Raw genomic sequence first — 23,327 nt, 5'->3', positions numbered from 1 at the left:
GGGTCGGCGGAAGCGGCGCCCACGTCTGCCGGTTATCGGCCGCACGGGGAGGGAGCTTGAGCCGGGGCCGGGGCCGGCGGCCGGGTCGCCCGCCAACCGGGCGTGGCACAATGGGGCCTTGAGATGAAGATGGTTGCCTGATGTCCTACCTCGTTCTCGCCCGCAAGTGGCGCCCGAAGCGTTTTGCCGAGCTGGTGGGCCAGGAACACGTGGTCCGCGCGCTGAGCAATGCGCTGGACAGCGGCCGCGTCCACCATGCCTTCCTGTTCACCGGCACCCGCGGCGTGGGCAAGACCACCATCGCCCGCATCTTCGCCAAGTCGCTGAACTGCGAGCACGGCACCAGCGCCGACCCCTGCGGGCAGTGCCCGGCCTGCCTGGACATCGACAGCGGCCGCTACATCGACCTGCTGGAGATCGACGCCGCCTCCAACACCGGCGTGGACGACGTGCGCGAGGTGATCGAGAACGCGCAGTACATGCCCTCGCGCGGCAAGTTCAAGGTGTACCTGATCGACGAGGTGCACATGCTGTCCAAGGCGGCGTTCAACGCGCTGCTGAAGACGCTGGAGGAGCCGCCGGAGCACGTGAAGTTCCTGCTGGCCACCACCGACCCGCAGAAGCTGCCGGTCACCGTGCTGTCGCGCTGCCTGCAGTTCAACCTCAAGCGGCTGGACGAGGAGCAGATCCGCGGCCAGATGACGCGCATCCTCGGCGCCGAGCAGATCGAGTTCGACGACGCTGCGATCGTGCAGCTGGCGCGCGGCGCCGACGGGTCGCTGCGCGACGGCCTGTCGCTGCTGGACCAGGCCATCGCCTACGCCGGCGGCGCGCTGCGCGAGGACGTGGTGCGGGCGATGCTGGGCACCGTCGACCGCACCCAGGTGGCGGCCATGCTCGACGCGCTGGCCGTCGGCGACGGCGCGCGGCTGCTGCAGGTCGTCGCCACCCTGGCCGATTTCTCGCCGGACTGGAGCGGCGTGCTCGACGCGCTGGCCGAAGCCCTGCACCGCATCCAGGTGCAGCAGCTGGTGCCGGGCGCCGCGGTGCCGGGCGACGGCATCGACGCGGCGGCGTTCGCCGCGCGGCTGCGCCCGGAAGTGGTGCAGCTGTGGTACCAGATGGCGCTGGGCGGCCGTCGCGACCTGCACCTGGCGCCGAGTCCGCGCGCCGGTTTCGAGATGACCGTACTGCGCATGCTGGCGTTCCGACCGGCCGGCGCGGTGCCGGCGGTGCCGGAGGGCGACGGGCCGAATGCAGGGGCGTCGTCGGTGGGCGGTTCCACGCCCGCAGTGTCGGCTGCCGCCGCCGCGCCGGCAACGCCGGTGCAGGCCGCGCCCACGCTCGAATCTGCTCATGGTTACGTGGCTCCCGAGCGGAAAGAAACCGCCCCCTTGGCGGTGCGCGAACCGCACGTCGAGCCCGCGCCGGTGGTTGCCCCGGCTCCGCCAGCGAAACCCGTCCAGGCGCGCAGCGACGACGACCTGCCGCCGTGGATGGTGGAGGACGCTGAAGCCGCACGCGATGAATCGCCTGTGGCAAGCCATGCGATGCCTGAACCAATGCCCGAACCGGTACGGCAGGCGCCACCGCCGCGCCCGGCCGGTATCGCCATCGAGCCGGCGAAGCCGGTTGCGCCACCGCCCGAAGGCGGCACGGTGCGCGTGCTGGAAAGTGCCGAACAGTGGCTGGACCTGATTGCCGCCAGCGGCCTGTCCGGGCCCTCGCGCGAACTGGCCGCCAATGCCGCCTTCGTCGGCTACCGCAACGGCGTGCTGCGGCTGGCCCTGTTGCCCGGCTTCGAATACCTGCAGTCCGAGCGTTCGCTGGGCGCGCTGGCGCAGACCCTGGCGCAGGCGCTGGGCAGCGCGCCGAAGATCGTGGTCGAGACCGGCAACGCCGAGGCCGAGACGCTGCACGAGCGCGCAGACCGCCAGCGCGGCGAGCGACAGAATGCGGCCGAGGCCGTTTTCATGGCCGACCCCCAGGTGCGGCACCTGCTCGCGCAGGGCGCCCGGGTCGTGCCCGATTCCATCCGTCCCTTTGAAGAGTAGGAAACCATGCGCGGCAACATCGCCCAACTGATGCAACAGGCCCAGAAGATGCAGGAAAACCTGCAGAAGGCCCAGGAAGAACTGGCCAAGCTGGAAGTCACCGGCAGCGCCGGCGGCGGCATGGTCAGCGTGACCCTCACCGGCACCAAGGAGTGCCGCAAGGTGCGCATCGACCCGTCCGTGCTGTCCGACCAGGAGATGGTCGAGGACCTGATCGCCGCGGCATTCAACGACGCCTCCAACAAGATCGACGCCGAATCGCAGAGCCGCATGGGTTCGGCCACGGCCGGCATGAAGCTGCCGCCGGGCATGAAGCTGCCGTTCTGACGGCAGTGGGCGCCAGCCATCAAGCCCTTCTCCTGCAGGGGAAGGGCCGGGGCGAAGTCCCCTCGCGCCATTCGGTTGCACGCGGCTTCGCCCGTACCCTCGTCCGCCCCTGCGGGGCACCTTCTCCCCGTGGGAGAAGCAAACAGCCGGCACTGCCAGGCCCTCACGACTCTCCGTGTCTTCCCTCCTCGAACAACTGATAGAAGCCTTCCGGGTGCTGCCCGGTGTCGGCCAGAAGACGGCCCAGCGCATGGCCTACCACGTGCTCGAACGCGCGCGCGATGGCGGCCTGCGCCTGTCCGGCGTACTGGCCGAGGCGATCGAGCGGATCGGCCACTGCGCGCAGTGCCGCGATTTCAGCGAGACCGAGATCTGCCCGCTGTGCGCGGGCGCCAGCCGCGAGCGGCAGACGCTGTGCGTGGTGGAGTCGCCGGCCGACCGCCTGGCCATCGAGCACGCCACCAGCTACCGCGGCCTGTATTACGTGCTGCAGGGCCGGCTGTCGCCGCTGGACGGCATCGGCCCGCGCGAACTCGGCCTGGACCAGCTGGAGGCGCGGCTGGCGCAGGGCGAGGTCGCCGAGCTGATCATCGCCACCAACTCCACCGTCGAGGGCGAGGCCACCGCGCACTACCTGGCGCAGCTGGCGCGCCGCCACAAGGTGCGTCCCAGCCGGCTGGCGCAGGGCCTGCCGCTGGGCGGCGAACTGGAATACGTGGACCGCGGCACGCTGTCGCACGCCTTCGGCAGCCGCAGCGAGATACCGGACTGAGGCGGTGCGGGCCGGCCGCCGGCACGACCGCGACGGCGTTGCATACAATGCCGGCGGTATTCCGCCGAGGCAGGCCATGAGCAACGACACGATTTTCGGCAAGATCATCCGCCGCGAGATTCCCGCCACCATCGTCTACGAGGACGAGGACGTGCTGGGTTTCAAGGACATCGCGCCGCAGGCGCCGGTACACGTGCTCTTCATCCCGAAGCACGAGCTCATCCCGACCCTGGACGACCTGCAGCCGGCGCAGGCGCACCTGATCGGCAAGCTGGCGCTGGCCGCGGCCGAATACGCGCGCCGCGAAGGCTTCGCGCAGGACGGCTACCGCATCGTGATGAACTGCCGCGAGATCGCCGGGCAGACGGTGTTCCACATCCACCTGCACCTGCTGGCCGGCGCGCCGCTGGGGCATTTCGGCGCGGCCTGAGCGGCCTTGCCGCCTGCGCGGAACCCTGGTTCCGCATGATCGGAGAACCGACGATGCGGCGACCTGCCTGCCGATACTTCTGCCTAGCGCTGTCGATGGCCGCATCCGCCGGTGCGATGGCCCAGGCGCCACTGGCGCCGGCCCCGGCGATGGCGATGGCGGCATTCCAGCGCATGCAGGCGCTGTGCGAGGCCGATGCGGGAAAGGCCTGGGGCGTGGACCTGTGCGGTCCCACCCTGCTGGCCGACCCGGCGACGCGGCGGTTCGTGGCGAACATGGACGGGCTCGAAACCTCCCTCGAACGGGAGGGGGCGATCTTCCGCGGGCGCCTGCCCGATGCGGTTCCGGTCGCCAACACCGCGGTCAAATGGAACGGACGCACCTGGACCATGCTGATGCTGCCCCTGCCGCAGGGAGAGCCGGCGCTTTCGATCCTGCTCATGCATGAAGCCTGGCACCGCATCCAGGGGCAGATCGGCCTGGCGGCCGCCCATGCCGACCAGGAACAACTGGAGACCGAACAGGGACGGTTGTCGCTGCGCCTGGAACTGCGCGCGCTGGCGGCGGCTGTCGCCGCCACGGATCCGGACGACCGGCTCCGCGCGACGCGGGATGCGCTGGCCTTCCGCGCCTGGCGGCAGGCGCGTTTCCCGGAGGCGCGGCAGGCCGAGGATGCGATGGAACGGCACGAGGGCATCGCCGAGTACACCGGGCGGCTCCTGTCGCAGGACACGGCGATGTCCGCGCACCTGGCCGACCACCTGCGCAAAGGCGACGGCGTCGCTGCCTATGCCCGTTCCTTCGCCTATTACACGGGGCCGGCCTATGGGGTGCTGCTCGACAGCGTGTCGCCGGGCTGGCGGGAGGCCTGGAACCGCCACGATGGCCTGCCGGCGATGCTCGCGTCGGCCCTTGGACTGGCGGTTTCTGCCGCCGATGCGGCCTTCGCGGAGAACGGCGCGCGTTACGGCATGGACGGGATAAGGGCCGAAGAAGCCGCTAGGGCCATCAGGCAGGCCGCCGCTTCGGCGGCATTGCGCGCCCGCCTGGTCGATGGCCCGGTGCTGGTGGCACCGGTGAAGGGCGCCAGTTTCAGCTTCGATCCCAACAGGGTGACGCCGCTGCCGCCGGAGGGCGCGGCCTATGCAACCATCCGTGCGGCAACGGCCTGGGGAGTGCTGGAGGTCGAGAAGGACGGCCTACTTTCGGCGGACTGGACGCGCCTGTCCGTGCAATACGCGGGGGCGGAGGCGGTTGCCGATGGTCTGAAGGGAGATGGCTGGTCGTTGGCCCTGAAACCGGGCTGGGTGCTGGCGCCGGGCGCGCGGGCCGGGGACTGGACGATCCGCGCGCAGGATTGATCCAGGGCCCGTACCGGCCCCGTTGCTGCCATCGTTCTCCCGGGCAACTGGTGCCGGCCAAAAAAACGCCGCCCGAAGGCGGCGTCTATTCTTTGGTCACTCTTGCCGGATCACGCCTGGTCGATCACCACCAGCCGCGCCAACCCCAGCCCCAGCCGGGACCCCAGCCCGGGCCCCACGGGCCGTACGGGTAGGCCGGCACCACCTCAACCTCGCGCTGCACCGGCCACAGGTACACCACGTCGGCGGCGATCTTGGGCAGCGGGTAGTCGTAGTCGCCGATCTTCGTGCTCTGGTAGCCGTCGATGCGGCCGATGAAGGTCACGTCGCGGCCCGGCTCGAACACCGCCGGATCGTAGAAGCCGGCGCGGCAGGCCAGGAAGCGGCCGTCGCTGGCGTCGGCGGAGGTGGTGCTCGGGCGGCCATTGCCGTTGAGCGGGCGGGCGATCATCTGGAAGCAGGTCTCGCCCTGGCCGGGAAGCGTCTCGATGATGCGGCCGCCCCAGCGCACCGGCGTGCCGGTCTGCTTCTGGGCGACGGTATCGCGCGGGGAAACCGTGCTGAACTGCCCCTGCAGCGGCTTGGGAGCGGTGGCACAGGCGGCCAGTGCCAGGCTGGCGGCGAGGGTGAGAAGGATGCGGGTCTTCATGTTCGTGCTCCGGTTCGTATTCCGGGTTGGGGGCGGTGCCTGTGCAGGTCCCGCAATAATGAAGCGAGGTCCGACGAGGCGCCAGCGTAGCGCGCGTCGCTGAAACGCTGGCTGAGCATCGCCAGGCCGCTGCCGGGCCGGACGGCCTCGATGCGTTGCGCCCAGGCGCCGGCGGGCTCGTGCGGCTGGCGGCCGAGGCCGAGGCGGGCATAGCGGCGATCGAGGCGGCGCCAGGCACGCAGCAGCGGATCGCGTTCGCGCTCGCCGCGCGCCAGCAGCCAGGCCATGGCGCCGATGGCCAGGAGCGCGAAGGTGGCGAACAGCCCGGCCAGCTGCGCCGGCTCCAGGCGCTCGATGCCGAACGAACGCAGCAACTGCTGCTGCCGCCGCGCGTCGAAGGACAGGACCATGCCGTTCCAGTTGCGGCGCAGCCAGTCGCCCACCTGCGCGACCTGCAACCAGCGCGCGCCCATGTCCATGACGCCGCCGCCGCTGTCGCCGCGCGCCAGGCGGTCCTCCAGCGTGTCGCGGATGCGCTCGGGCGCCACCGCCGCGGTCGGATCGACGCGGGTCCAGCCACGCTGCGGCAGCCACACTTCGGCCCAGGCGTGCGCATCCATCCTGCGCACCAGCCAGTAGTCGCCATACCGGTTGCGGGTGCCGCCGGCATAGCCGGTGACCACGCGCGCGGGAATGCCGGCACCGCGCATCAGCACCACGAAGGCCGAGCTGAAGTGTTCGCAGAAGCCGGCCTTCCAGTCGAACAGGAATTCGTCGGCGCTGTGCCGGCCGGGCAGCGGCGTGCTCAGGGTGTAGCTGAAATCGCGGCCGATCCATTGCATCGCGCGCTGGACGATGGCCGCGTCGTCGTCGCCGGCGTCCTGCCGCCACTGCCGCGCCAGCGCCAGCGTGCGCGGATTGAAGCCGGCGGGCAGCTGCAGCGCCTGCTGGCGCAGGGCGGGTGGCAGCTCCGGCTGGAAGCGCGCCGGCGGCGAGGAGCGTAGACGCCAACGCGTGAGCGCGGTCAGCGGGCGGGCGCTCACCAGGGTGTAGTCGGCATCGAGCCAGGTGTCGTCCGGGGCGGCCAGCGGCAGGTCCAGCGCCACCAGTTCGCGCCGTTCGGTGGGCTCGTACTCGATCTGGTAATCCCATTGCGCGGGCGTGGCGGCGACCGGCGGCGGCACGGTGTGGCGCTGGCTTTCCAGGCGTGTCCAGGTGCGCCCGTCGAAGCGGGTCAGCACCGGCCCGCGCCAGTAGCGCTGCTCGGGTGCAGGTGCGGCGCCGGCGAACTGCACGCGCAGGGCCGGACTGTCGTCGGCCATCAGGTCCAGCCACTGCCCCGGCGCCATCGTGTCCGACAGGCCGGGCTGTCCCACGACCCGCTCCGGAATGCCCCACAACGGCGTCGGCAGGCGCGGCAGCAGCCAGAACGCGGACAACGCCAGTGGCAATGCCACCGCCAGCAGCCGGCCGACCGTGCGCAGTTGGAGGGCGACCGGCTGCGGCGTAGTACCGGTCTCGGCGTCGGTCAGGCGCTGCAGGCCGAGCAGGGCGCAGGCCACCGCCGCCAGCGCCAGCAGCAGGGTGACCGGCCCCTGGTCGAGCAGGAAGGCGGCGAACGGCGCGAACAGGGCGAAGCCGAGCAGGCTGCGCGCGTCGCGCAGGGTGCGCAGTTCGCTGGACTTGATCGCCAGCATCGCCGCCAGCAGCGCGCAGCCGGTGTCGCGGCCGGGCGAGGCGCCCATCTGCCAGTAGATCGCCGCCAGCATGGTGGCGACCAGCAGCAGGCGCAGCGGCAGCGGGACCAGGCGCCGCCACGACAGCGCCGCCACCAGCAGCGCCGCGGCGGCGAACACGCCGGCCAGCATGCGGGGCAACTGCAGCAGCAGCGGCAACAGCGCCAGCGCGGTGGTCAGCAACGCCCAGCCGCGCGCGCCCGGATTGAGCGGAGGCGCGGCGCGGTCGTCCATGGCGCATATGCCGGTGCGCCGGCCCTTGCGCGGCTGTGCCATGGAAAACGGCTGTCCTGTCGTTTTTTTCATGCGTCGGGCATCAGCGCCAGCGCGCGCAGGCACTGGTGGCGGTGGCTGTCGCCGACGTCCGGCCCCATGACCGGCTGGCCCGGCAGCAGCAGGCGGTAGCGACGGCCCTCGCGTTCGGCCTCCTCCACCCAGCGCGCCAGCCGGGCGATGCGGCGTTCGTGCGGCAACGGGCCGAGCGCGTGCCAGTCCAGCAGCAGTTCGGTGCCAGCGGGGCGTTCGTACTCGCGCACCAGCAGCGTGTCGCGGCGGGCGGAATGCTTCCAGGCGATGGTGCGGCGGGCATCGCCGTGCCGGTACGGGCGCAGTTGCTGCAGTTCGTCGCCGAGCGGGTGTTGGCGGGTGCGCAGCGAGGCGCTGCCGGTGTCAGGCAGGGGTGGGGCATTGGCCTCGGGCGCCGGATAGACCAGCACCGGCGGCGCCGGCCACACCCAGCTCCAGGCGCGCACCAGTCCCAGCGGCTGGGTGGTGGACAGGCGGATCCGTTGCAGGTCCAGCCAGCCGCGCCGGACGGTGGGCAGCCACAGGTCGACCTCGATGCCGTCGGTATCCACCAGATCGGCCCTGGCGGCGGCCGGGCCATGGGCCAGGCGCAGCCCGCGGCGCGGTCGGCGGTCGTCGCGGGCCAGCGCCAGCCGCAGCCGCAGCGGCATGCCAGCGGCGACCGGTTCGGCCGACACGGCCTCCATGCGCAGCCCGGACAGCTGCAGGTGGGCCTGCAGTGCGCTGGCCAGCGCCGTGGCCGCCAGCAGCAGCGCCAGCAGCAGCGCCGGGTTGTTGTTGTAGTTCAGCGCGCCCAGCAGCATCGTCGCCAGCAGCGCGCCCAGGAACAGGCCGAACCCGGTGGGCAGGACGTAGATGCGATGGCGGTCGAGCGCGACCGGCAGCGGCTCGGGCCGGCGCGGGCGCGCCAGCCATTGCAGGGCCTGCAGGCGGGAACGCAGACCGCCGGCCATGTCAGTCGACCTGGACGCCATGCAGGATGGTGCCGGCCAGCGCCGCTCCCGACGATGCCTCCGCCTCGGCGACGAGCCGGTGCCCGGCCACGGCGACGAACAGCGCCTGCACGTCCTCCGGCAGCACGTGTTCCCTGCCGGCGAGCAGCGCGTGCGCCTTGGCCGCGCGCAGCAGCGCGATGCCGGCGCGCGGCGACAGGCCGACGCGCACGCCGGGTTGCTGGCGGCTGCGCGCCATCAGGCGCTGCACGTAGTCGATCAGCGCGTCGCTGGCGTGGACCTGCTCGACCGCCGTGCGCAGGTCGCGGATGTCCTGTTCGTCCAGGCTGGGCAGCGTCTGCGCGATCAGTTCGCGGCGGCTGGTGCCGGCCAGCAGCGCGCGTTCGGCGCCGGCGTCCGGGTAGCCGAGGGTGAGCCGCAGCAGGAAGCGGTCCAGCTGCGAATCCGGCAACGGGAAGGTGCCCGACATGTCCACCGGGTTCTGCGTGGCGATCACGAAGAACGGATCGGGCAGCGCGTGGGTGGTGCCGTCCAGCGTCACCTGCTGTTCGGCCATGGCTTCCAGCAGCGCGCTCTGCGTGCGCGGCGGCGCGCGGTTGATCTCGTCGGCCAGCAGCACGTTGCTGAACACCGGGCCCGGATGGAAGCGGAAGCCGCGGCTTTCGGCCTCGTAGATGGAGACGCCCAGCACGTCGGCGGGCAGCAGGTCGGAGGTGAACTGCACGCGCTGGAACTGCAGTCCGAGCGTGGACGCCATGGCGTGGGCGAGCGTGGTCTTGCCCAGCCCGGGCAGGTCCTCGATCAGCAGATGCCCGCCGGAAAGCAGCGCCACGAAGGCCAGCCGCACCTCGGAGGTCTTGCCCAGCAGCAGGGCGTTGACCTGGTCCTGCGCCTGTTGCAGGGCCTTGAACACGACATCGGTTAGCATTCTTCGCGGCGGCATTGGAACCATGGTCGTCTCGGATCAGGGGTCGAGGGGAGTGTAAGCGGCAATGCAGGCGGGACAGCGGGCACGCAATGTATTCGTCGTGCTTTGGGTTGCGGTCACGGCGCTGAAGGCGATCGTGGCGGCGCGCCTGCCATTGTTCGTCGACGAGGCGTTCTACTGGCAGGAAGGCAGGCACCTGGCGGCCGCGTATTCGGACCTGCCGGGACTGACGGCGTGGATGACGCGGCTCGGCGTGGAACTGGCGGGCCACCATGCGTTCGGCGTGCGCCTGCCGTTCCTGCTGATGGGCGCGGCGTTGCCGTGGATGGTCGCGGGCCTGTCCAGGCGCTGGTTCGGCGCGCGTTTCGGCTGGCAGGCCGGTTCGCTCACGGTGCTGATGCCGCTCTCGGCGACGCTGGGCATCCTCGCGGTGCCGGACGTGCCCATGGCCTTCGCCGCCGTGCTCTGCCTCGATGCCGGCGCCCGCCTGCTGCGCGGCGTCGACGCCGGCAGCGCGTTGATGCTGGCAACGGGACTGCTGCTGGGAGCGTTGAGCCACTACCGCTTCATCGGCGTGATCGGGGTCGGCTTCATCGCGCTGCTGCTGCTGCCGGAAGGGCGGCGCACGCTGCGCGACGCGCGGGTGTGGATGGCGTTGACGGTCGGCGTCATCGCCTGGCTGCCGCTGCTGGCCTGGAACCTGGACAACCAGGACGCGGGCCTGAAATTCCAGCTCGTCGAGCGCCACCCGTGGGCCTTCCAGGTCAGTGGGCTGTGGTTCCTGGCGATCCAGCCGCTGCTGGTGACGCCGCTGCTGTGCCTGGCGATGTGGCAGGCGGGCGCGGCTGGCATCCGCCCGGCCCCGGCCGGCCAGCAGCGCGTGCAATGGCGCTATTTCGCGCTGGTGGGCGGCGTCTCCACGCTCGCCATCTTCCTGCTCGGGTTCTTCACGGACGTGGAGCGGATCAGTTTCCATTGGCCGTTGCCTGGCTATTTCGCCCTGCTGGTGGCGGTGCCACTGATCCTCGGCCGCTGGCCGCGCGTCTGGCGCCGGCTCGCGTGGGCGATGGCGCTGGCCGGCCTCGTCCTGGCCTTCGGCTATTACCTGGTGGCGGCGTCGCCCTTGCTGCGCGAACAACTGGCCGGCAACAAGTACTACCCGCGCAATTTCGCCGGCTGGCAACCGCTGGCCGATGCGGTGCGCGAGGAGCTGTCGGCGATGCCGCAGGACACCCGGCTGCTGGCCGGAAGCTTCAAGGTCGGCGCCGAGCTCGGGTTCCTGCGCGCGGATGCCTCCATCCCGGTGTTGCCGCATCCGCTCAACGACAAGCACGGGCGTACCGCGCAGCTGGCGCTGTGGAAGCTCGTCGACGAGGGCCGGCGGTCCGTCCCGCAGTTGCTGGTGCTGGCGCCGGGCGACCAGCGCTATCGCGACCTGCTGGAGCGCTACCACCAGGTCTGCGCGCTGGTGGGGCCGCTGCCGCCGCCGCGCGTGGTGTCCATCGATCACGGCTACCAGCGTTTCCTGTTGTTCCGGCTGCCTGCGGGCAGGCGGGAAGGCCCCTGTATCACGCCAGCCATGGCGTGGATCGACGCACCGCTTCCCGGCACGGCCGCGGCGGGCGCCGTCGAGGTGAAGGGGTGGGCGTTCAAGGACGGCGTCGGCCTGGACGCGGTGGAGGTGCTGCTGGACGGAAAGGCCGTGGCCAGAGCTGATTACGGCGCCGACTACGATGTCACCGGCTTCTGGAAAATCTCCACCGATCCGAACCATCCCCGCGTGGGTTTTTCCGCGCGCCTGGATGCAAACGTGCTGCCGCCGGGCAGGCACTGGCTGGGGCTGCGCCTGCATGGTGCCGACGGCAGCGTCGAGGACTGGTGGGAGCAGCCGCTGGACGTTCCGGAGCGCTGAGCGCGATGGCGCGCGGCGGACTCAGGGCAGGGTGAAGCCGGCTTCGCGCAGCAGCCGGCACAACGCAATCAGCGGCAGTCCGACCAGCGCGCTGGGGTCCTGGTTGTGGATCGCCTCGAACAGCGCGATGCCCAGTCCCTCGCACTTGAAGCTGCCGGCGCAGTCCAGCGGCAGTTCCGCGTCGACGTAGCGTTCGATCTCGTCCGCGCGCAGTGTGCGGAAGCGGACCCGGGTCAGGTCGACCGCCTCCAGGTGCCGTTCGCCGTTGCTCACGCAGACCGCGGTATGGAACAGCACCTCGCGGCCGGACATCGCGGCCAGTTGCGCCAGCGCGACGTCGCGGGTGCCGGGCTTGCCGAGCGGCGCGCCATCCAGTTCGGCGACCTGGTCCGAGCCGACGACCCACGCGCCGGGCTGGCGCGCGGTCACGGCGGCCGCTTTCGCCCGTGCGAGCCGGGCGGCCAGCGCGGACGGGGCCTCGCCGGCATGCGCGGTTTCCTCCACTTCCGGGCTCGCGCAGCGGAACGGAACCCGCAGCCGGGACAGCAGTTCGGCCCGGTAGCGGGAAGTGGAGGCGAGGATCAGGGCTGGCATGCGACAATACCGGGCGTGGAAGCCGCGCCGAGTCTGCGGCGCCGGTACCGTCGTGGCAATGCCGGTGCGCTGGATTTGACAGCCGGCAGGCCTGTCCTTAACATTCTGCAGCTTATGTCCGCGAACGTGCCCGAATTGCTGGATGCTTGGCGGATGGTCGCAGCGCGCAGGCGCTTCGAGGGCCGGGTGCCGCTGTCCGCACTGGCACGTCTGCAGGGACTGGTCGCCGATGCCGAAGGAGAGTGCAGCTATGCGCTGGAATTCGGCCGCGACGAGATCCTGCGGGTCGCCTATGTCGAACTGACCATCGATACCGAGCTGCCGCTGGTGTGCCAGCGCAGCATGCAGCGTTTCCTGTTGCCGGTGAACATGGTGCAGCGGCTGGGGCTGGTGCGCGACGAGGAAGAGGAACAGGCGCTTCCGCCGGATTACGAAGCGCTGCTGGTGCCGGAAGACGGCAGTCTGCGGCCGCTGGACCTGGTGGAGGACGAGCTGGTGATGGCGGTGCCGGTAGTGCCGGTGGCGCCGGGAAGCGAAGCGGTCGAGCGCGACTTCTCCGCGACCAGCGAGGAACTGGGCAAGGCCAATCCGTTTGCGGCATTGGCGGCGCTGAAGAAACAATAGCAGCCGGTTGTCGTCGGCGGCTGCGGCGAAAGCAAAACCAGTGCCGGATGCCCACATCCCGTGCACTGCAACGACGAAACGAACGAACCGAGTTTGGAGCAATCCCATGGCTGTGCAGAAATCCCGTGTTACCCCGTCCCGCCGCGGCCAGCGCCGTTCGCACGACTCGCTGAGCGCCAAGCAGCTGTCCACCGACCCGACCACCGGCGAAGTGCACCTGCGTCACCACATCACCGCCGACGGCTTCTACCGCGGCAAGAAGGTGATCACGACCAAGACCTCGGTCGTCGAAGAAGATTGATTCGCGGCGCCGGCCGCCGCCTTGCGGTGGCGGCCGGCGCACCGACTCTTCCGGGGCCGCCACCGCGCGGGCCCGCGCAACAGGAACCAGCATGAGCAAGCGGATCTACTCGAGGATCGCGGGCACCGGTAGCTATTTGCCCGAGAAGGTGTTGACCAATGAGGATCTGACCAAGATCGTCGACACCAGTGACGAGTGGATCCAGTCGCGAACGGGCATCCGCGAGCGGCACGTCGCCGCCGAAGGCGAGACCACCGGCGACCTCGGCTACAACGCCGCGCTGCGCGCGCTGGAAGCGGCCGGCATCGCGCCGTCGCAGCTGGACATGATCGTCGTGGGCACCACCACGCCGGACCTGATCTTCCCGTCCACCGCCTGCCTGATCCAGGCGCGCCTCGGCGCGGCCGGCGCGGCGGCGTTCGACGTCAACGCGGCATGTTCGGGCTTCCTGTTCGCCCTGAGCGTGGCCGACAAATTCATCCGCAGCGGCGACGCCAGGCATGTGCTGGTGATCGGTGCGGAAACCCTGACCCGCATCGTCGACTGGAACGACCGCACCACCTGCGTGCTGTTCGGCGACGGCGCCGGCGCCGTCGTGCTCAAGGCCGACGAGGACACCGGCATCCTCAGCACCCATCTGCATGCTGACGGCAGCAAGAAGGAACTGCTGTGGCACCCGGCCGGCGTCTCCACCGGCCTGGACAAGCCCGGCAAGCTGACCATGAAGGGCAACGACGTGTTCAAGTACGCCGTCAAGGCGCTGGACTCGGTCGTCGACGAGACCCTGCAGGCCAACGGCCTGGACAAGTCCGACCTGGACTGGCTGATCCCGCACCAGGCCAACCTGCGCATCATCGAAGCCACGGCCAAGCGCCTGGAGATGTCGATGGATCAGGTGGTGGTGACCGTGGACAAGCACGGCAACACCTCGGCCGGCTCGGTGCCGCTGGCGCTGGACCATGCGATCCGTTCCGGCAAGGTCGAGCGCGGCCAGCTGCTGCTGCTGGAAGCCTTCGGCGGCGGCTTCACCTGGGGTTCGGCGCTGCTGCGCTATTGATATGCCGGATAGGGCCGGGGGCATGACGCCCCCGCCGCGGCCAGCCGGCCGCCGTTTCCGGGAGATATCGTCATGGCTGAACCCATCCTCATCGAAGGGCAGCGCGCATGGCTCAAGCATTATGGTGAAGGCAGCCGGGCATTGGCCCTGGGGCTGCTGAATTTCGTTGCCCGCCGTTTCCAGCTCGATGCCCTGCGGCCGCCGCCGCACCGTGGCGGCGCCCAGGCGCGCGAGATCGAGGCGCGGCGCCTGGACGAACTCAAGGCGCAGGGCATCCATGTTCCCGACGTGATCGGACAGGGCCGGGCCGCGCTCGTGCTCGAGCATACCGGCGCTTCGTTCAATACCTGCCTGCGGCAAGCCGATGCGGCCGGGTGCGACCGCCTGGTGGCCGCGGCCATCGACGCCATCGCGCAGGCGCACCGCCGCGGCGCTTATTTCGGCCAGCCGCTGCCGCGCAACATGACCTGGGACGGGCAGCGCGTGGGCTTCATCGATTTCGAGGAAGACCCGCTGGAGGTCATGGACCTCGGGCAGGCCCAGGCGCGCGACTGGCTGATGTTCGGCTACGGCGTGGCCAAGTACTACGAGGAACGGCCGCAGGTGCTCGAGGCGCTGCTGGCGGAGGCGATGGAAGGCGCGGAACGGCCGGTGGTCGCCCATGCCCATGAAGTGACCGGCCGGCTGCAGCGCCTAGCCCGCCTGCTGCTGCGCGCCGGCAAGTCCGGACGCGCCCTGGCCCACGCCATCGTCGTGCTGCACGCGGCCACCACCTTCGGCTTCGTCGCGCTGCTGGTGCTGTCGGTGGACTGGCTGGCCGACGGCGAGCTGGACCTGCTGGACCTGTTCACCTGAGCATGGCGGGGCCGCGTTGCATACGCGGCAGTACAGACGGGCAGGGGCATTCACGCTTATGATGCGCCGCTTCGATTCATGCAGCAGATGATCGCGTGACTGATTCCCGACTCGCTTTCGTATTCCCCGGCCAGGGTTCCCAGTCGCTGGGCATGCTGGCCGAACTGTCCGAACTGCACCCGCAGGTCCGCGATACCTTCGCCGAAGCGTCCGAAGGCGCGGGCGTCGACCTGTGGGCGCTGTCGCAGGGCGGCCCGGAAGAGCAGCTCAACCGCACCGAGTACACCCAGCCGGCACTGCTGGCCGCGGGCATCGCGGTATGGCGGCTGTGGAACGCGCAGGGCGGCGCGAAGCCGGCGCTGCTGGCCGGGCACAGCCTGGGCGAGTACACCGCGCTGGTCGCTGCCGGCGCGCTGTCGCTGCGCGACGGCGCGCACCTGGTGCGCCTGCGCGGCCAGTTGATGCAGGAAGCCGCGCCGGCCGGCGTCGGCGCGATGGCCGCGGTGCTCGGCGCCGAGGACGCGCTGGTGCAGGAGGTCTGCGTACAGGCCAGCGGCAGCCAGGTGGTGGTGCCGGCCAATTTCAATTCCCCGGGCCAGATCGTGATCGGCGGCGACGCCGCGGCGGTGGACCGCGCGCTGGCGCTGCTGGCCGAGAAGGGCGTGCGCAAGGCGGTCAAGCTGGCCGTGAGCGTGCCCTCGCATACCCCGCTGATGCGCGAGGCCGCCAACCGCCTGGCCGAGGCCATGGCCGGGCTGGACTGGCGCCAGCCGGCGCTGCCGGTGGTGCAGAACGTCAATGCGCAGGCGTATGCAAGCGTCGATGCCATCCGCGACGCGCTGGTGCGGCAGCTGTACCTGCCGGTGCAGTGGACCGGCTGCGTGCAGGCGTTGGCCGCGCGCGGCGCCAGCCGCGTGGCCGAATGCGGCCCGGGCAAGGTGCTGACCGGCCTGGTCAAGCGCATCGACAAGAGCCTGGACGGCCGTTCGCTCGCCACCCCGGCCGATTTCGCCGGCGCGCTGGAAGAGTGGGCCGCCTGACCCCTACGATACGGCCGGTGCGCGCATCCGCGCCCGGCCCCGACCTGCAGCCGCGATGCGCGGCGCATCACGAGGAAACCGCATGAGCAAGCCATTGCAGGGTGAAATCGCGCTCGTCACCGGCGCCAGCCGTGGCATCGGCGCCGCCATCGCCGACGAGCTGGCCGCGCAGGGCGCGACCGTCATCGGCACCGCCACCACCGAGTCCGGCGCCGCCGCCATCGGCGCGCGCCTGGCCGCGCAGGGCGGCCACGGCCGCGCGCTCAACGTCACCGAGCCGGGCGCGGTCGAAGCGCTGATCGACGCGGTGGGCAAGGAGTTCGGCGCCATCACCATCCTGGTGAACAACGCCGGCATCACCCGCGACAACCTGCTGATGCGCATGAAGGACGAGGACTGGCAGGCCATCCTCGACACCAACCTGACCAGCGTCTACCGCACTTCCAAGGCAGTGATGCGCGGCATGATGAAGGCGCGCAAGGGCCGCATCGTCAACATCGCCTCGGTGATCGGCGTGACCGGCAACGCCGGGCAGGCCAACTACGCCGCGGCCAAGGCCGGCATCATCGCGTTCTCCAAGTCGCTGGCCAAGGAAATCGGCAGCCGCGGCGTCACGGTGAATGTCGTGGCGCCGGGCTTCATCGATACCGACATGACCAAGGACCTGCCCGAGGACGCCAAGACCGCGATGCTCGGCCAGATCGCGCTCGGCCGCCTCGGCGAGCCGGTGGACATCGCCCGCGCGGTGGCGTTCCTGGCCGGCCCGTCGGCCGGCTACATCACCGGCGAAACCCTCCACGTGAACGGCGGCATGTACATGCCGTAAGCGTGCGGCGCAGGGACTGCGCCCAAGTGGTTGATCGCCGTGGCTTTTTGCCAGAATGCAAGGCCCCGGCGCTTTCCACTACACTATCCCACGGCCATCGCTTCCGATGGCGCCTTTTGAACCACTACTCCATCTGGAGCGATATCCAATGAGCACCATCGAAGAACGCGTCAAGAAAATCGTCGTCGAACAGCTTGGCGTCAAGGAAGAGGAAGTCACCAACAGCGCATCGTTCGTCGATGACCTGGGCGCTGACTCGCTGGACACCGTCGAGCTGGTGATGGCGCTGGAAGAAGAGTTCGAGTGCGAGATCCCGGACGAAGAAGCCGAGAAGATCAGCACCGTGCAGGCTGCCATCGATTACATCAAGGCCCACGTCAAGGCCTGATGACCGGCGGCTGGTGCGTGGCGGCGGCAGGACCGCCCGCCGCGCACGGCAAGCCCATGGGGCCGCGACAGCGGCCCCATCCAATTCAGGTGTCGGCCGCGGCCGCGGCGCGATCCCGTTGAAGTCCGAAACCGGGCCGCGAGCGGCCACGTGCATCCGAGCGTCCCCCGCGCCATACCCGCATCGAGCTATCGGGTCAGGAGAAACCGCAATGAAGCGTCGCGTCGTCGTTACCGGCCTGGGCATGGTCTCGCCCCTGGGCAATGATCTGGCCACCAGCTGGCAGGGCATCATCGAAGGCCGTTCCGGCATCGGTCCGCTGACCCACATCGCCGACGCCTACCTGGAACGCTTCACCACCAAGATCGCAGGTGAGGTCAAGGAGTTCGACATCACCGCCGACAACGAACAGTTCGGCAAGTACCGGGTCAGCGGCAAGGACGCCAAGAAGATGGACCCGTTCATCCATTACGGCCTGGGTGCGGCGTTCATGGCCCTGCACGATTCGGGCCTGGAGATCACCGAGGCTAACGCCGAGCGCGTCGGCGCCATCGTCGGCGCCGGCATCGGCGGCCTGCTGGGCATCGAGGAACAGACCATCGAGTTCCACGAGGGCAGGAAGATCTCGCCCTTCTACGTGCCCAAGACCATCATCAACATGCTGCCGGGCCAGCTGAGCATCATCGCCGGCCTGAAGGGACCATCGTTTTCGGCGGTCTCGGCCTGCGCCACCTCCAACCATTCCATCGGCACCGCCATGCGCATGATCCAGTACGGCGACGCGGACGTGATGGTGGTCGGCGGCGCCGAGCGCGGTTCCTCGCCGACCGCCGTGGGCGGCTTCTGCGCGATGAAGGCCATGTCCACCCGCAACGACGACCCGACCCGCGCCTCGCGGCCGTGGGACAAGGACCGCGACGGCTTCGTGCTGGGCGACGGCGCCGGCATCCTGATCCTCGAGGAATACGAGCACGCCAAGGCGCGCGGGGCGAAGATCTACTGCGAACTGGCCGGTTTCGGCGCCAGTTCCGACGCCTACCACATGACCGCGCCGAGCGAGAACGGCGAGGGCGCCGCGCGCTGCATGGTCGCGGCGATGAAGGACGCCGGCGTCACCCCGGAACAGGTGGGTTACCTCAACGCGCACGGTACCTCCACGCCGCTGGGCGACCTGGGCGAGACCATGGCGATGAAGACCGCCTTCGGCGATCACGCCTACAAGATGATGGTCAGCTCCACCAAGTCGATGACCGGCCACCTGCTCGGCGCCGCGGGCGGTGTGGAAGCCATCTTCTCGGTGCTGGCGCTGCGCGACGACGTGATCCCGCCGACCATCAACCTGGACGAGCCGGGCGAAGGCTGCGACCTGGACTACGTGCCCAACGTCGCGCGCCAGGCCAAGGTGGACGTGGTGATGTCCAACGGCTTCGGCTTCGGCGGCACCAACGGCACGCTGGTGTTCAAGCGCGTCTGACGCCGTTGGCCCCTCTTCCTGCGGGAGAGGGGTTGGGGTGAGGGGCCGCGGCAGTCCAGACGGTTCGGACATCACTGGCCCCGTTCGCTCCCTCATCCGCCCCTTCGGGGCACCTGCATTCGGCACATCCCTGTGCCTCACCCTCCGGGCGGCTTCGCCGTGCAGCCCGGCAATCCTGCCGGACTGTCTCCCACCGGGAGAACGGCTGGCTCTCCTGGACTCTCCTGGGGCGATGATGCACCTGTTCCCCCTGCACGCCGACACCGACCTGCTGGCGCTGCACCGGCTCGCCCCGCGGCGCTATCCGCTGCTGCTCGAATCCACCGCCGCCGGCCGGCAGGGGCGTTGGGACCTGCTGCTGATCGCCGATGGCGGACAGCTGCGGCTGGACGCCGCCGGCCAGGTGCGGCGCGAGGACGGCACGCCGGTCGAAGGCCGCTTCCTCGACGCACTGGACCGCGACTGGCAGGCGCTGCGCACCGCGCGCGATCCGGCCGATGCCGATGTTCCGTTCCGCGGCGGCTGGGCGCTGCTGCTCGACTACGAACTTGCCGGACAGGTCGAACCTGTACTGCGGCTGCCGCACCGCACCGACGGCCTGCCGCCGGCACTGGCCCTGCGCTGTCCGGCTGCGGTGCTGCGCGACCACGAGAGCGGGCGGTGCATGGCGGTGGCCGAAGACGGCCATGACGCGTTGCTCGAGCAGCTCGAGCGGGATATGCAGGAATCGCGGCATCTGCCGGCGCTGCCGGCATGGCAGCCGCCGCTGGCGGTGGACGAGGATCCCGACGGACAGTTCATCGACGGTGTGCGCCGGGTGATCGACTACCTGTATGCCGGCGACGTGTTCCAGGTCAACCTGTCGCGCCGTTGGCAGGCGCGTTTCGCGCGTCCGCCGGAGCCGGCAGCGCTGTACGCGCGCCTGCGCCAGGCCAATCCGGCGCCGTTCGCCGGGCTGTTCGACGCGGCCGGGCGCGCGGTGGTCAGTTCTTCGCCGGAGCGGCTGGTCTCGGTGGAGGGCGACCTGGTGCAGACCCGGCCGATCGCCGGCACGCGCCCGCGTTTCGAGGGCGACGACGATGCCGCGCGCATCCGCGAGCTCGTGGGCCATCCCAAGGAACGCGCCGAGCACGTGATGCTGATCGACCTGGAGCGCAACGACCTGGGCCGCATCGCGGTGCCGGGCAGCGTCGAGGTGGACGAGCTGATGACGGTCGAAAGCTACGCCCACGTGCACCACATCGTCAGCAATGTGCGCGCGCGGCTGCGGCCGGAGGCGACGCCCGGGCAGGTAATCGCGGCGACGTTCCCCGGCGGCACCATCACCGGCTGCCCCAAAGTGCGCTGCATGGAGATCATCGCCGAGCTCGAGCAGACCGCGCGCGGCGCCTACACCGGCGCCTTCGGCTGGCTCAACCGCGACGGCGACATGGACCTGAACATCCTGATCCGCACCGCCGAGGTGCAGGGCGATACGGTCCGGTTCCGCACGGGCGCAGGCATCGTGGTCGATTCCGACCCATCCCGCGAACTGGACGAGACCCGCGCCAAGGCGCGCGGCCTGCTGCGCGCGCTGTAGCCGGCGCGCGCATCGGTTTGTCGCCGCCCTCCCTGGCGGCACCCCTTCGGGCCATCGGCAGGCGATGTCAGGGATCGTTCCGGCGATTCCTTTGTTGCCGCCATCCCTGGCGGCAACCCTTCGGGCCATCGGCAAGCGATGTCAGGAATCGCTCCGGCGATTCCTTTGTCGCCGCCCTCCCTGGCGGCGACCCTTTGGGCTATCGGCAGGCGATGTCAGGGATCGTTCCGGCGATTCCTTTGGCGGGTGCGAGGCGGTGCGCGGTATCCTGCGCGGCAGGATCGGACTTCGAGGTAATCCATGGCGCGAGCCAAACGCGGCTGTCTTCTGGTGGTGCTGATGCTGCTGCTGGTCGTGGCGGGAATCGCCGCCGGCGTGGGCGGCTGGTTCTACTACCGGCAGGTGCAGTTTGCCGATGTGCGGCTCACGCCGAACCAGGAGAGCGTCGTGGTCGCCCGCGGCGACGGTTTCAACGCCGTGCTCGGCAAACTGCGCCAGGCCGGCATTGGGGAAGGCAGGAACTACCAGTGGCAGCTGCTGGCGCGTCAGCTCGACGCCGCCGGCAAGCTCAAGGTCGGCGAGTACGCGCTGGACGACACGCTCACCCCGCGCGAGCTGCTGCTGCGCATGCGCCAAGGCAAGGTGCTGCAGCACCGCGTGACCATCGTCGAAGGCTGGAACATCCGCCAGCTGCGCGCCGCGCTGCGTCGTGCCGAGCCGCTGCTGCACGAGACCGACGCGCTGGACGACGCCGAACTGATGCGCCGCCTCGGCTTCCCCGACCAGCACCCGGAAGGCCGCTTCCTGCCGGAGACCTACGTCTACCAGCGCGGCGACAGCGATCTCGACGTGCTCGGGCGCGCCCACGCGGCGATGGAAAAGGAACTGGCCGCTGCCTGGGCCGCGCGCGGCGACGACCTGCCGCTGGCCTCGCCCTACGAACTGCTGATCCTGGCGTCGATCGTGGAGAAGGAGACCGGCCTGGCCGCCGAGCGGCCGCAGATCGCCGGCGTGTTCGCGCGCCGCCTGAAGCTGGGCATGCGCCTGCAGACCGACCCGACCGTGATCTACGGCATCGGCAGCGCCTACGACGGCAACATCCGCAAGGTGCACCTGACCACGGACACGCCGTACAACACCTACACCCGCGCCGGCCTGCCGCCCACGCCCATCGCCTTGCCCGGCAGGGACGCGCTGGCCGCCGCCGCGCAGCCGGCGCCGGGCGACGCGCTGTACTTCGTCGCGGTCGGCGACGGCAGCGGCGCGCACGTTTTTTCCGCGACCTACGCCGAGCACAACGCCGCCGTTGCGCGCTACCTGCGCCAGCTGCGCGAGAACCGCGCGCCGGAGGTACGGCAGTGAGCGAGGGTTTCGCCCCCTGGCAGCAGCGCGCCTACGAGCAGACGGTGGCGGCGCTGGACGCCGGCCGCCTCGGCCACGGCCTGCTGCTGTGCGGACCGGCCGGCATGGGCAAGCGCGAAGTGGCGATGGCGCTGGCGCGCCACGTGCTGGATAACGGCGTGGACGCGGCCGCGCGCGCGCGCAACGCCCAGCTGATCGCCGCCGGCACCCACCCGGACCTGCAGGTGGTCTCCTTCATCCCGAACAAGACCGGCGACAAGCTGCGCACCGAGATCGTGATCGAGCAGGTGCGCGAGATCTCGCAGAAGCTGGCGCTGACGCCGCAGTACGGCGTGGCCCAGGTGGTGGTCGTCGACCCGGCCGACGCGATCAACCGCGCCGCCTGCAACGCGTTGCTCAAGACGCTGGAAGAGCCGGCGCCCGGCCGCTACCTGTGGCTGGTCAGCGCCGATCCGGCGCGCCTGCCGCAGACCATCCGCAGCCGTTGCCAGCGGCTGGAATTCCGTCTGCCGCCGCGCGAGGAAGCGCTGGCCTGGCTGCAGCGCCGCGGCCACGACGAGAACGCGGCGCGCGAGGCGCTCGATGCCGCGCGCGGCCATCCCGGCCTGGCCGACCGCTGGCTGCAGGGCGAGGGCATGGTGCTGCGCCGCCAGGTCGCCGAAGAGCTGGACAGGCTCGCCGCCGGCCGCGTCGGCGCAGTGGAACTGGCGCAGCGCTGGAGCGGCGACGAACACGCCGACCTGCGCCTGCGCCACGCCGCCGACCTGGCCCTGCGCCGGGCCGGCGACGGCTTGACCGACCCGAATCGATTGAACAAGCTGGCGGCCTGGTTCGATGCGGCCAACCGCACCCGCGACCTGCTGCGCACCACGGTGCGCGCCGATCTGGCCGTGGTGGAACTGCTGCTGGCCTGGACAGCAGCCAACCCGGCGCCATCCAAAGGAAGCATCCGATGAGTGCGACGAACGCCCGCCAGGGCATCCTTTCCCTGGCGGTCAAGGACAAGGCGGCGCTGTACAGCGCCTACATGCCGTTCGTGAAGAACGGCGGCGTGTTCGTGCCCACGCCCAAGCGCTATTTCCTGGGCGACGAGGTGTTCCTGCTGTTGACCCTGCCCGATTCCAGCGAACGCCTGCCGGTAGCGGGCAAGGTCGTCTGGGTCACGCCGCTGGGCGCGCAGGGCAACCGCCAGGCCGGCATCGGCGTGCAGCTGGCCGACGGCGTCGATGGCGAATCGATCCGCAGCCGGATCGAGACGCTGCTGGCCGGCACCGCCGGCTCGGACAAGCCGACCCAGACCATGTGAGCCATCCGGCGTGCGCCGGAAGGCCCGGAAAGCCAGCAGGGATGCCGCCATCGGCATGTCCGCGGCCGCTACCGGAAGGGATCGCAGAAAGTTGCTTCGATCCGTTGACGTCGTCGCGATTGCCCCTATAATGAGCGGCTCGCAACACGGGCGGTTAGCTCAGCGGTAGAGCATTGCCTTCACACGGCAAGGGTCGCAGGTTCGAACCCTGCACCGCCCACCAAGCGAAGAAAAAGCCGGCCCCATGGCCGGTTTTTTTGTGCCCGCCATCTCCGTGGCGGTCACCCTTCGGGCCATCGACAGGCGATGTCGAAAACCGCTCCCGGCGGTTTTTTTGTGCCTGTTTCCATGAAGGAAGCCGGTGCCGCCGGCAGGCCGGGCGAGGCGTCGCCCGTGCGCGTTTATGCCTCCGGTCCGGGGCGATCCTGCGGGTAGGCCTTCGCGGTGGCGGGGCAGGCTTCACTCGGCTTTCGGCGGCCTGCACGCTATCGTT

Annotated in this window: 23 protein-coding genes and 1 tRNA gene; 19 read left to right on the top strand and 5 right to left on the bottom strand. The window is 70.4% G+C overall.

Going from position 1 to position 23,327, the window contains the following annotated elements; genetic code table 11:
• The first annotated feature begins 140 nt into the window (after positions 1-140).
• The 5 genes from dnaX (at position 141) to CQ393_RS14035 (ending at position 4,944) form a co-directional block, all read left to right on the top strand.
• Complete coding sequence (gene dnaX, locus CQ393_RS14055) at positions 141-2,054, top strand: DNA polymerase III subunit gamma/tau (RefSeq protein WP_153192290.1); 1,914 nt, start codon at positions 141-143, stop codon at positions 2,052-2,054.
• A gap of 6 nt (positions 2,055-2,060) precedes the next feature.
• Entirely contained in the window at positions 2,061-2,381 is a 321-nt protein-coding gene (locus CQ393_RS14050) for a YbaB/EbfC family nucleoid-associated protein (RefSeq protein WP_153192288.1), read from the top strand.
• Between the two features lie 175 nt (positions 2,382-2,556).
• On the top strand, positions 2,557-3,153 hold the full coding sequence (gene recR, locus CQ393_RS14045) for a recombination mediator RecR (RefSeq protein ID WP_343199981.1): 597 nt from the start codon (positions 2,557-2,559) through the stop codon (positions 3,151-3,153).
• 76 nt (positions 3,154-3,229) lie between these two features.
• Positions 3,230-3,583 (top strand): histidine triad nucleotide-binding protein, encoded by a 354-nt coding sequence (locus CQ393_RS14040; RefSeq protein ID WP_153192285.1) that lies wholly within the window; start codon positions 3,230-3,232, stop codon positions 3,581-3,583.
• Positions 3,584-3,738: 155 nt separating this feature from the next.
• Positions 3,739-4,944 carry a hypothetical protein gene (locus tag CQ393_RS14035; protein ID WP_153192283.1) on the top strand — a complete coding sequence of 402 codons (1,206 nt, stop codon included), beginning with the start codon at positions 3,739-3,741 and terminating at the stop codon, positions 4,942-4,944.
• 124 nt (positions 4,945-5,068) lie between these two features.
• Here CQ393_RS14035 and CQ393_RS14030 read toward each other — a convergent pair whose 3' ends face one another.
• The 4 genes from CQ393_RS14030 to CQ393_RS14015 all read right to left on the bottom strand — a co-directional run bounded on the left by CQ393_RS14030 (position 5,069) and on the right by CQ393_RS14015 (position 9,516).
• Positions 5,069-5,593, bottom strand: coding sequence for a Slp family lipoprotein (locus tag CQ393_RS14030; RefSeq protein ID WP_153192281.1), 525 nt, complete (start codon positions 5,591-5,593; stop codon positions 5,069-5,071).
• Complete coding sequence (locus CQ393_RS14025) at positions 5,590-7,563, bottom strand: DUF3488 and transglutaminase-like domain-containing protein (RefSeq protein ID WP_153192279.1); 1,974 nt, start codon at positions 7,561-7,563, stop codon at positions 5,590-5,592. The genes CQ393_RS14030 and CQ393_RS14025 overlap by 4 nt, the downstream gene beginning before the upstream one ends.
• A gap of 68 nt (positions 7,564-7,631) precedes the next feature.
• Complete coding sequence (locus tag CQ393_RS14020; protein ID WP_153192277.1) at positions 7,632-8,588, bottom strand: DUF58 domain-containing protein; 957 nt, start codon at positions 8,586-8,588, stop codon at positions 7,632-7,634.
• A 1-nt stretch (position 8,589) separates the two neighbouring features.
• On the bottom strand, positions 8,590-9,516 hold the full coding sequence (locus CQ393_RS14015) for an AAA family ATPase (RefSeq protein ID WP_153192275.1): 927 nt from the start codon (positions 9,514-9,516) through the stop codon (positions 8,590-8,592).
• 64 nt (positions 9,517-9,580) lie between these two features.
• Here CQ393_RS14015 and CQ393_RS14010 point away from each other — a divergent pair, with 64 nt between their 5' ends.
• Positions 9,581-11,428, top strand: a complete 1,848-nt coding sequence (locus tag CQ393_RS14010; protein WP_153192273.1) for a glycosyltransferase family 39 protein — start codon at positions 9,581-9,583, stop codon at positions 11,426-11,428.
• Between the two features lie 21 nt (positions 11,429-11,449).
• Here CQ393_RS14010 and CQ393_RS14005 read toward each other — a convergent pair whose 3' ends face one another.
• Positions 11,450-12,022 carry a Maf family nucleotide pyrophosphatase gene (locus CQ393_RS14005; RefSeq protein WP_153192271.1) on the bottom strand — a complete coding sequence of 191 codons (573 nt, stop codon included), beginning with the start codon at positions 12,020-12,022 and terminating at the stop codon, positions 11,450-11,452.
• 114 nt (positions 12,023-12,136) lie between these two features.
• On the opposite strand from CQ393_RS14005, the gene CQ393_RS14000 reads away from it, so the two are divergent.
• The 13 genes from CQ393_RS14000 to CQ393_RS13940 all read left to right on the top strand — a co-directional run bounded on the left by CQ393_RS14000 (position 12,137) and on the right by CQ393_RS13940 (position 23,057).
• A complete protein-coding gene (locus tag CQ393_RS14000; RefSeq protein ID WP_153192269.1) occupies positions 12,137-12,646 on the top strand; it encodes a YceD family protein in 510 nt (169 codons plus the stop codon).
• A gap of 106 nt (positions 12,647-12,752) precedes the next feature.
• A complete protein-coding gene (gene rpmF / locus CQ393_RS13995) occupies positions 12,753-12,947 on the top strand; it encodes a 50S ribosomal protein L32 (protein WP_054663666.1) in 195 nt (64 codons plus the stop codon).
• A gap of 91 nt (positions 12,948-13,038) precedes the next feature.
• Entirely contained in the window at positions 13,039-14,004 is a 966-nt protein-coding gene (locus tag CQ393_RS13990; protein ID WP_153192267.1) for a beta-ketoacyl-ACP synthase III, read from the top strand.
• A gap of 72 nt (positions 14,005-14,076) precedes the next feature.
• Positions 14,077-14,859: a serine/threonine protein phosphatase gene (locus tag CQ393_RS13985; RefSeq protein WP_153192265.1), complete on the top strand. Its 783-nt coding sequence runs from the start codon at positions 14,077-14,079 to the stop codon at positions 14,857-14,859.
• A gap of 95 nt (positions 14,860-14,954) precedes the next feature.
• A complete protein-coding gene (fabD, locus tag CQ393_RS13980; RefSeq protein ID WP_343199980.1) occupies positions 14,955-15,899 on the top strand; it encodes an ACP S-malonyltransferase in 945 nt (314 codons plus the stop codon).
• An 82-nt stretch (positions 15,900-15,981) separates the two neighbouring features.
• Entirely contained in the window at positions 15,982-16,725 is a 744-nt protein-coding gene (fabG, locus tag CQ393_RS13975; RefSeq protein WP_153192263.1) for a 3-oxoacyl-ACP reductase FabG, read from the top strand.
• A gap of 148 nt (positions 16,726-16,873) precedes the next feature.
• Positions 16,874-17,113, top strand: a complete 240-nt coding sequence (gene acpP / locus CQ393_RS13970; RefSeq protein WP_005415509.1) for an acyl carrier protein — start codon at positions 16,874-16,876, stop codon at positions 17,111-17,113.
• Positions 17,114-17,324: 211 nt separating this feature from the next.
• Positions 17,325-18,587, top strand: a complete 1,263-nt coding sequence (gene fabF / locus CQ393_RS13965; RefSeq protein WP_153192261.1) for a beta-ketoacyl-ACP synthase II — start codon at positions 17,325-17,327, stop codon at positions 18,585-18,587.
• A 232-nt stretch (positions 18,588-18,819) separates the two neighbouring features.
• On the top strand, positions 18,820-20,166 hold the full coding sequence (locus CQ393_RS13960; RefSeq protein ID WP_153192259.1) for an aminodeoxychorismate synthase component I: 1,347 nt from the start codon (positions 18,820-18,822) through the stop codon (positions 20,164-20,166).
• 300 nt (positions 20,167-20,466) lie between these two features.
• Positions 20,467-21,528 carry an endolytic transglycosylase MltG gene (gene mltG, locus CQ393_RS13955; RefSeq protein ID WP_153192257.1) on the top strand — a complete coding sequence of 354 codons (1,062 nt, stop codon included), beginning with the start codon at positions 20,467-20,469 and terminating at the stop codon, positions 21,526-21,528.
• Positions 21,525-22,484, top strand: a complete 960-nt coding sequence (locus CQ393_RS13950; RefSeq protein WP_343199979.1) for a DNA polymerase III subunit delta' — start codon at positions 21,525-21,527, stop codon at positions 22,482-22,484. Before mltG ends, CQ393_RS13950 begins: the two co-directional genes overlap by 4 nt.
• On the top strand, positions 22,481-22,834 hold the full coding sequence (locus CQ393_RS13945) for a PilZ domain-containing protein (RefSeq protein ID WP_153192255.1): 354 nt from the start codon (positions 22,481-22,483) through the stop codon (positions 22,832-22,834). The genes CQ393_RS13950 and CQ393_RS13945 overlap by 4 nt, the downstream gene beginning before the upstream one ends.
• 148 nt (positions 22,835-22,982) lie before the next feature.
• A tRNA-Val gene (locus tag CQ393_RS13940) sits at positions 22,983-23,057 on the top strand.
• Positions 23,058-23,327 lie beyond the last annotated feature (270 nt).

This window comes from Stenotrophomonas sp. MYb238, from assembly GCF_009496535.1.
GTDB lineage: Bacteria > Pseudomonadota > Gammaproteobacteria > Xanthomonadales > Xanthomonadaceae > Stenotrophomonas.
The sequence above is the reverse complement of the archived record's forward strand: the minus strand, read 5'-3'. Positions and strand labels throughout refer to the sequence as shown.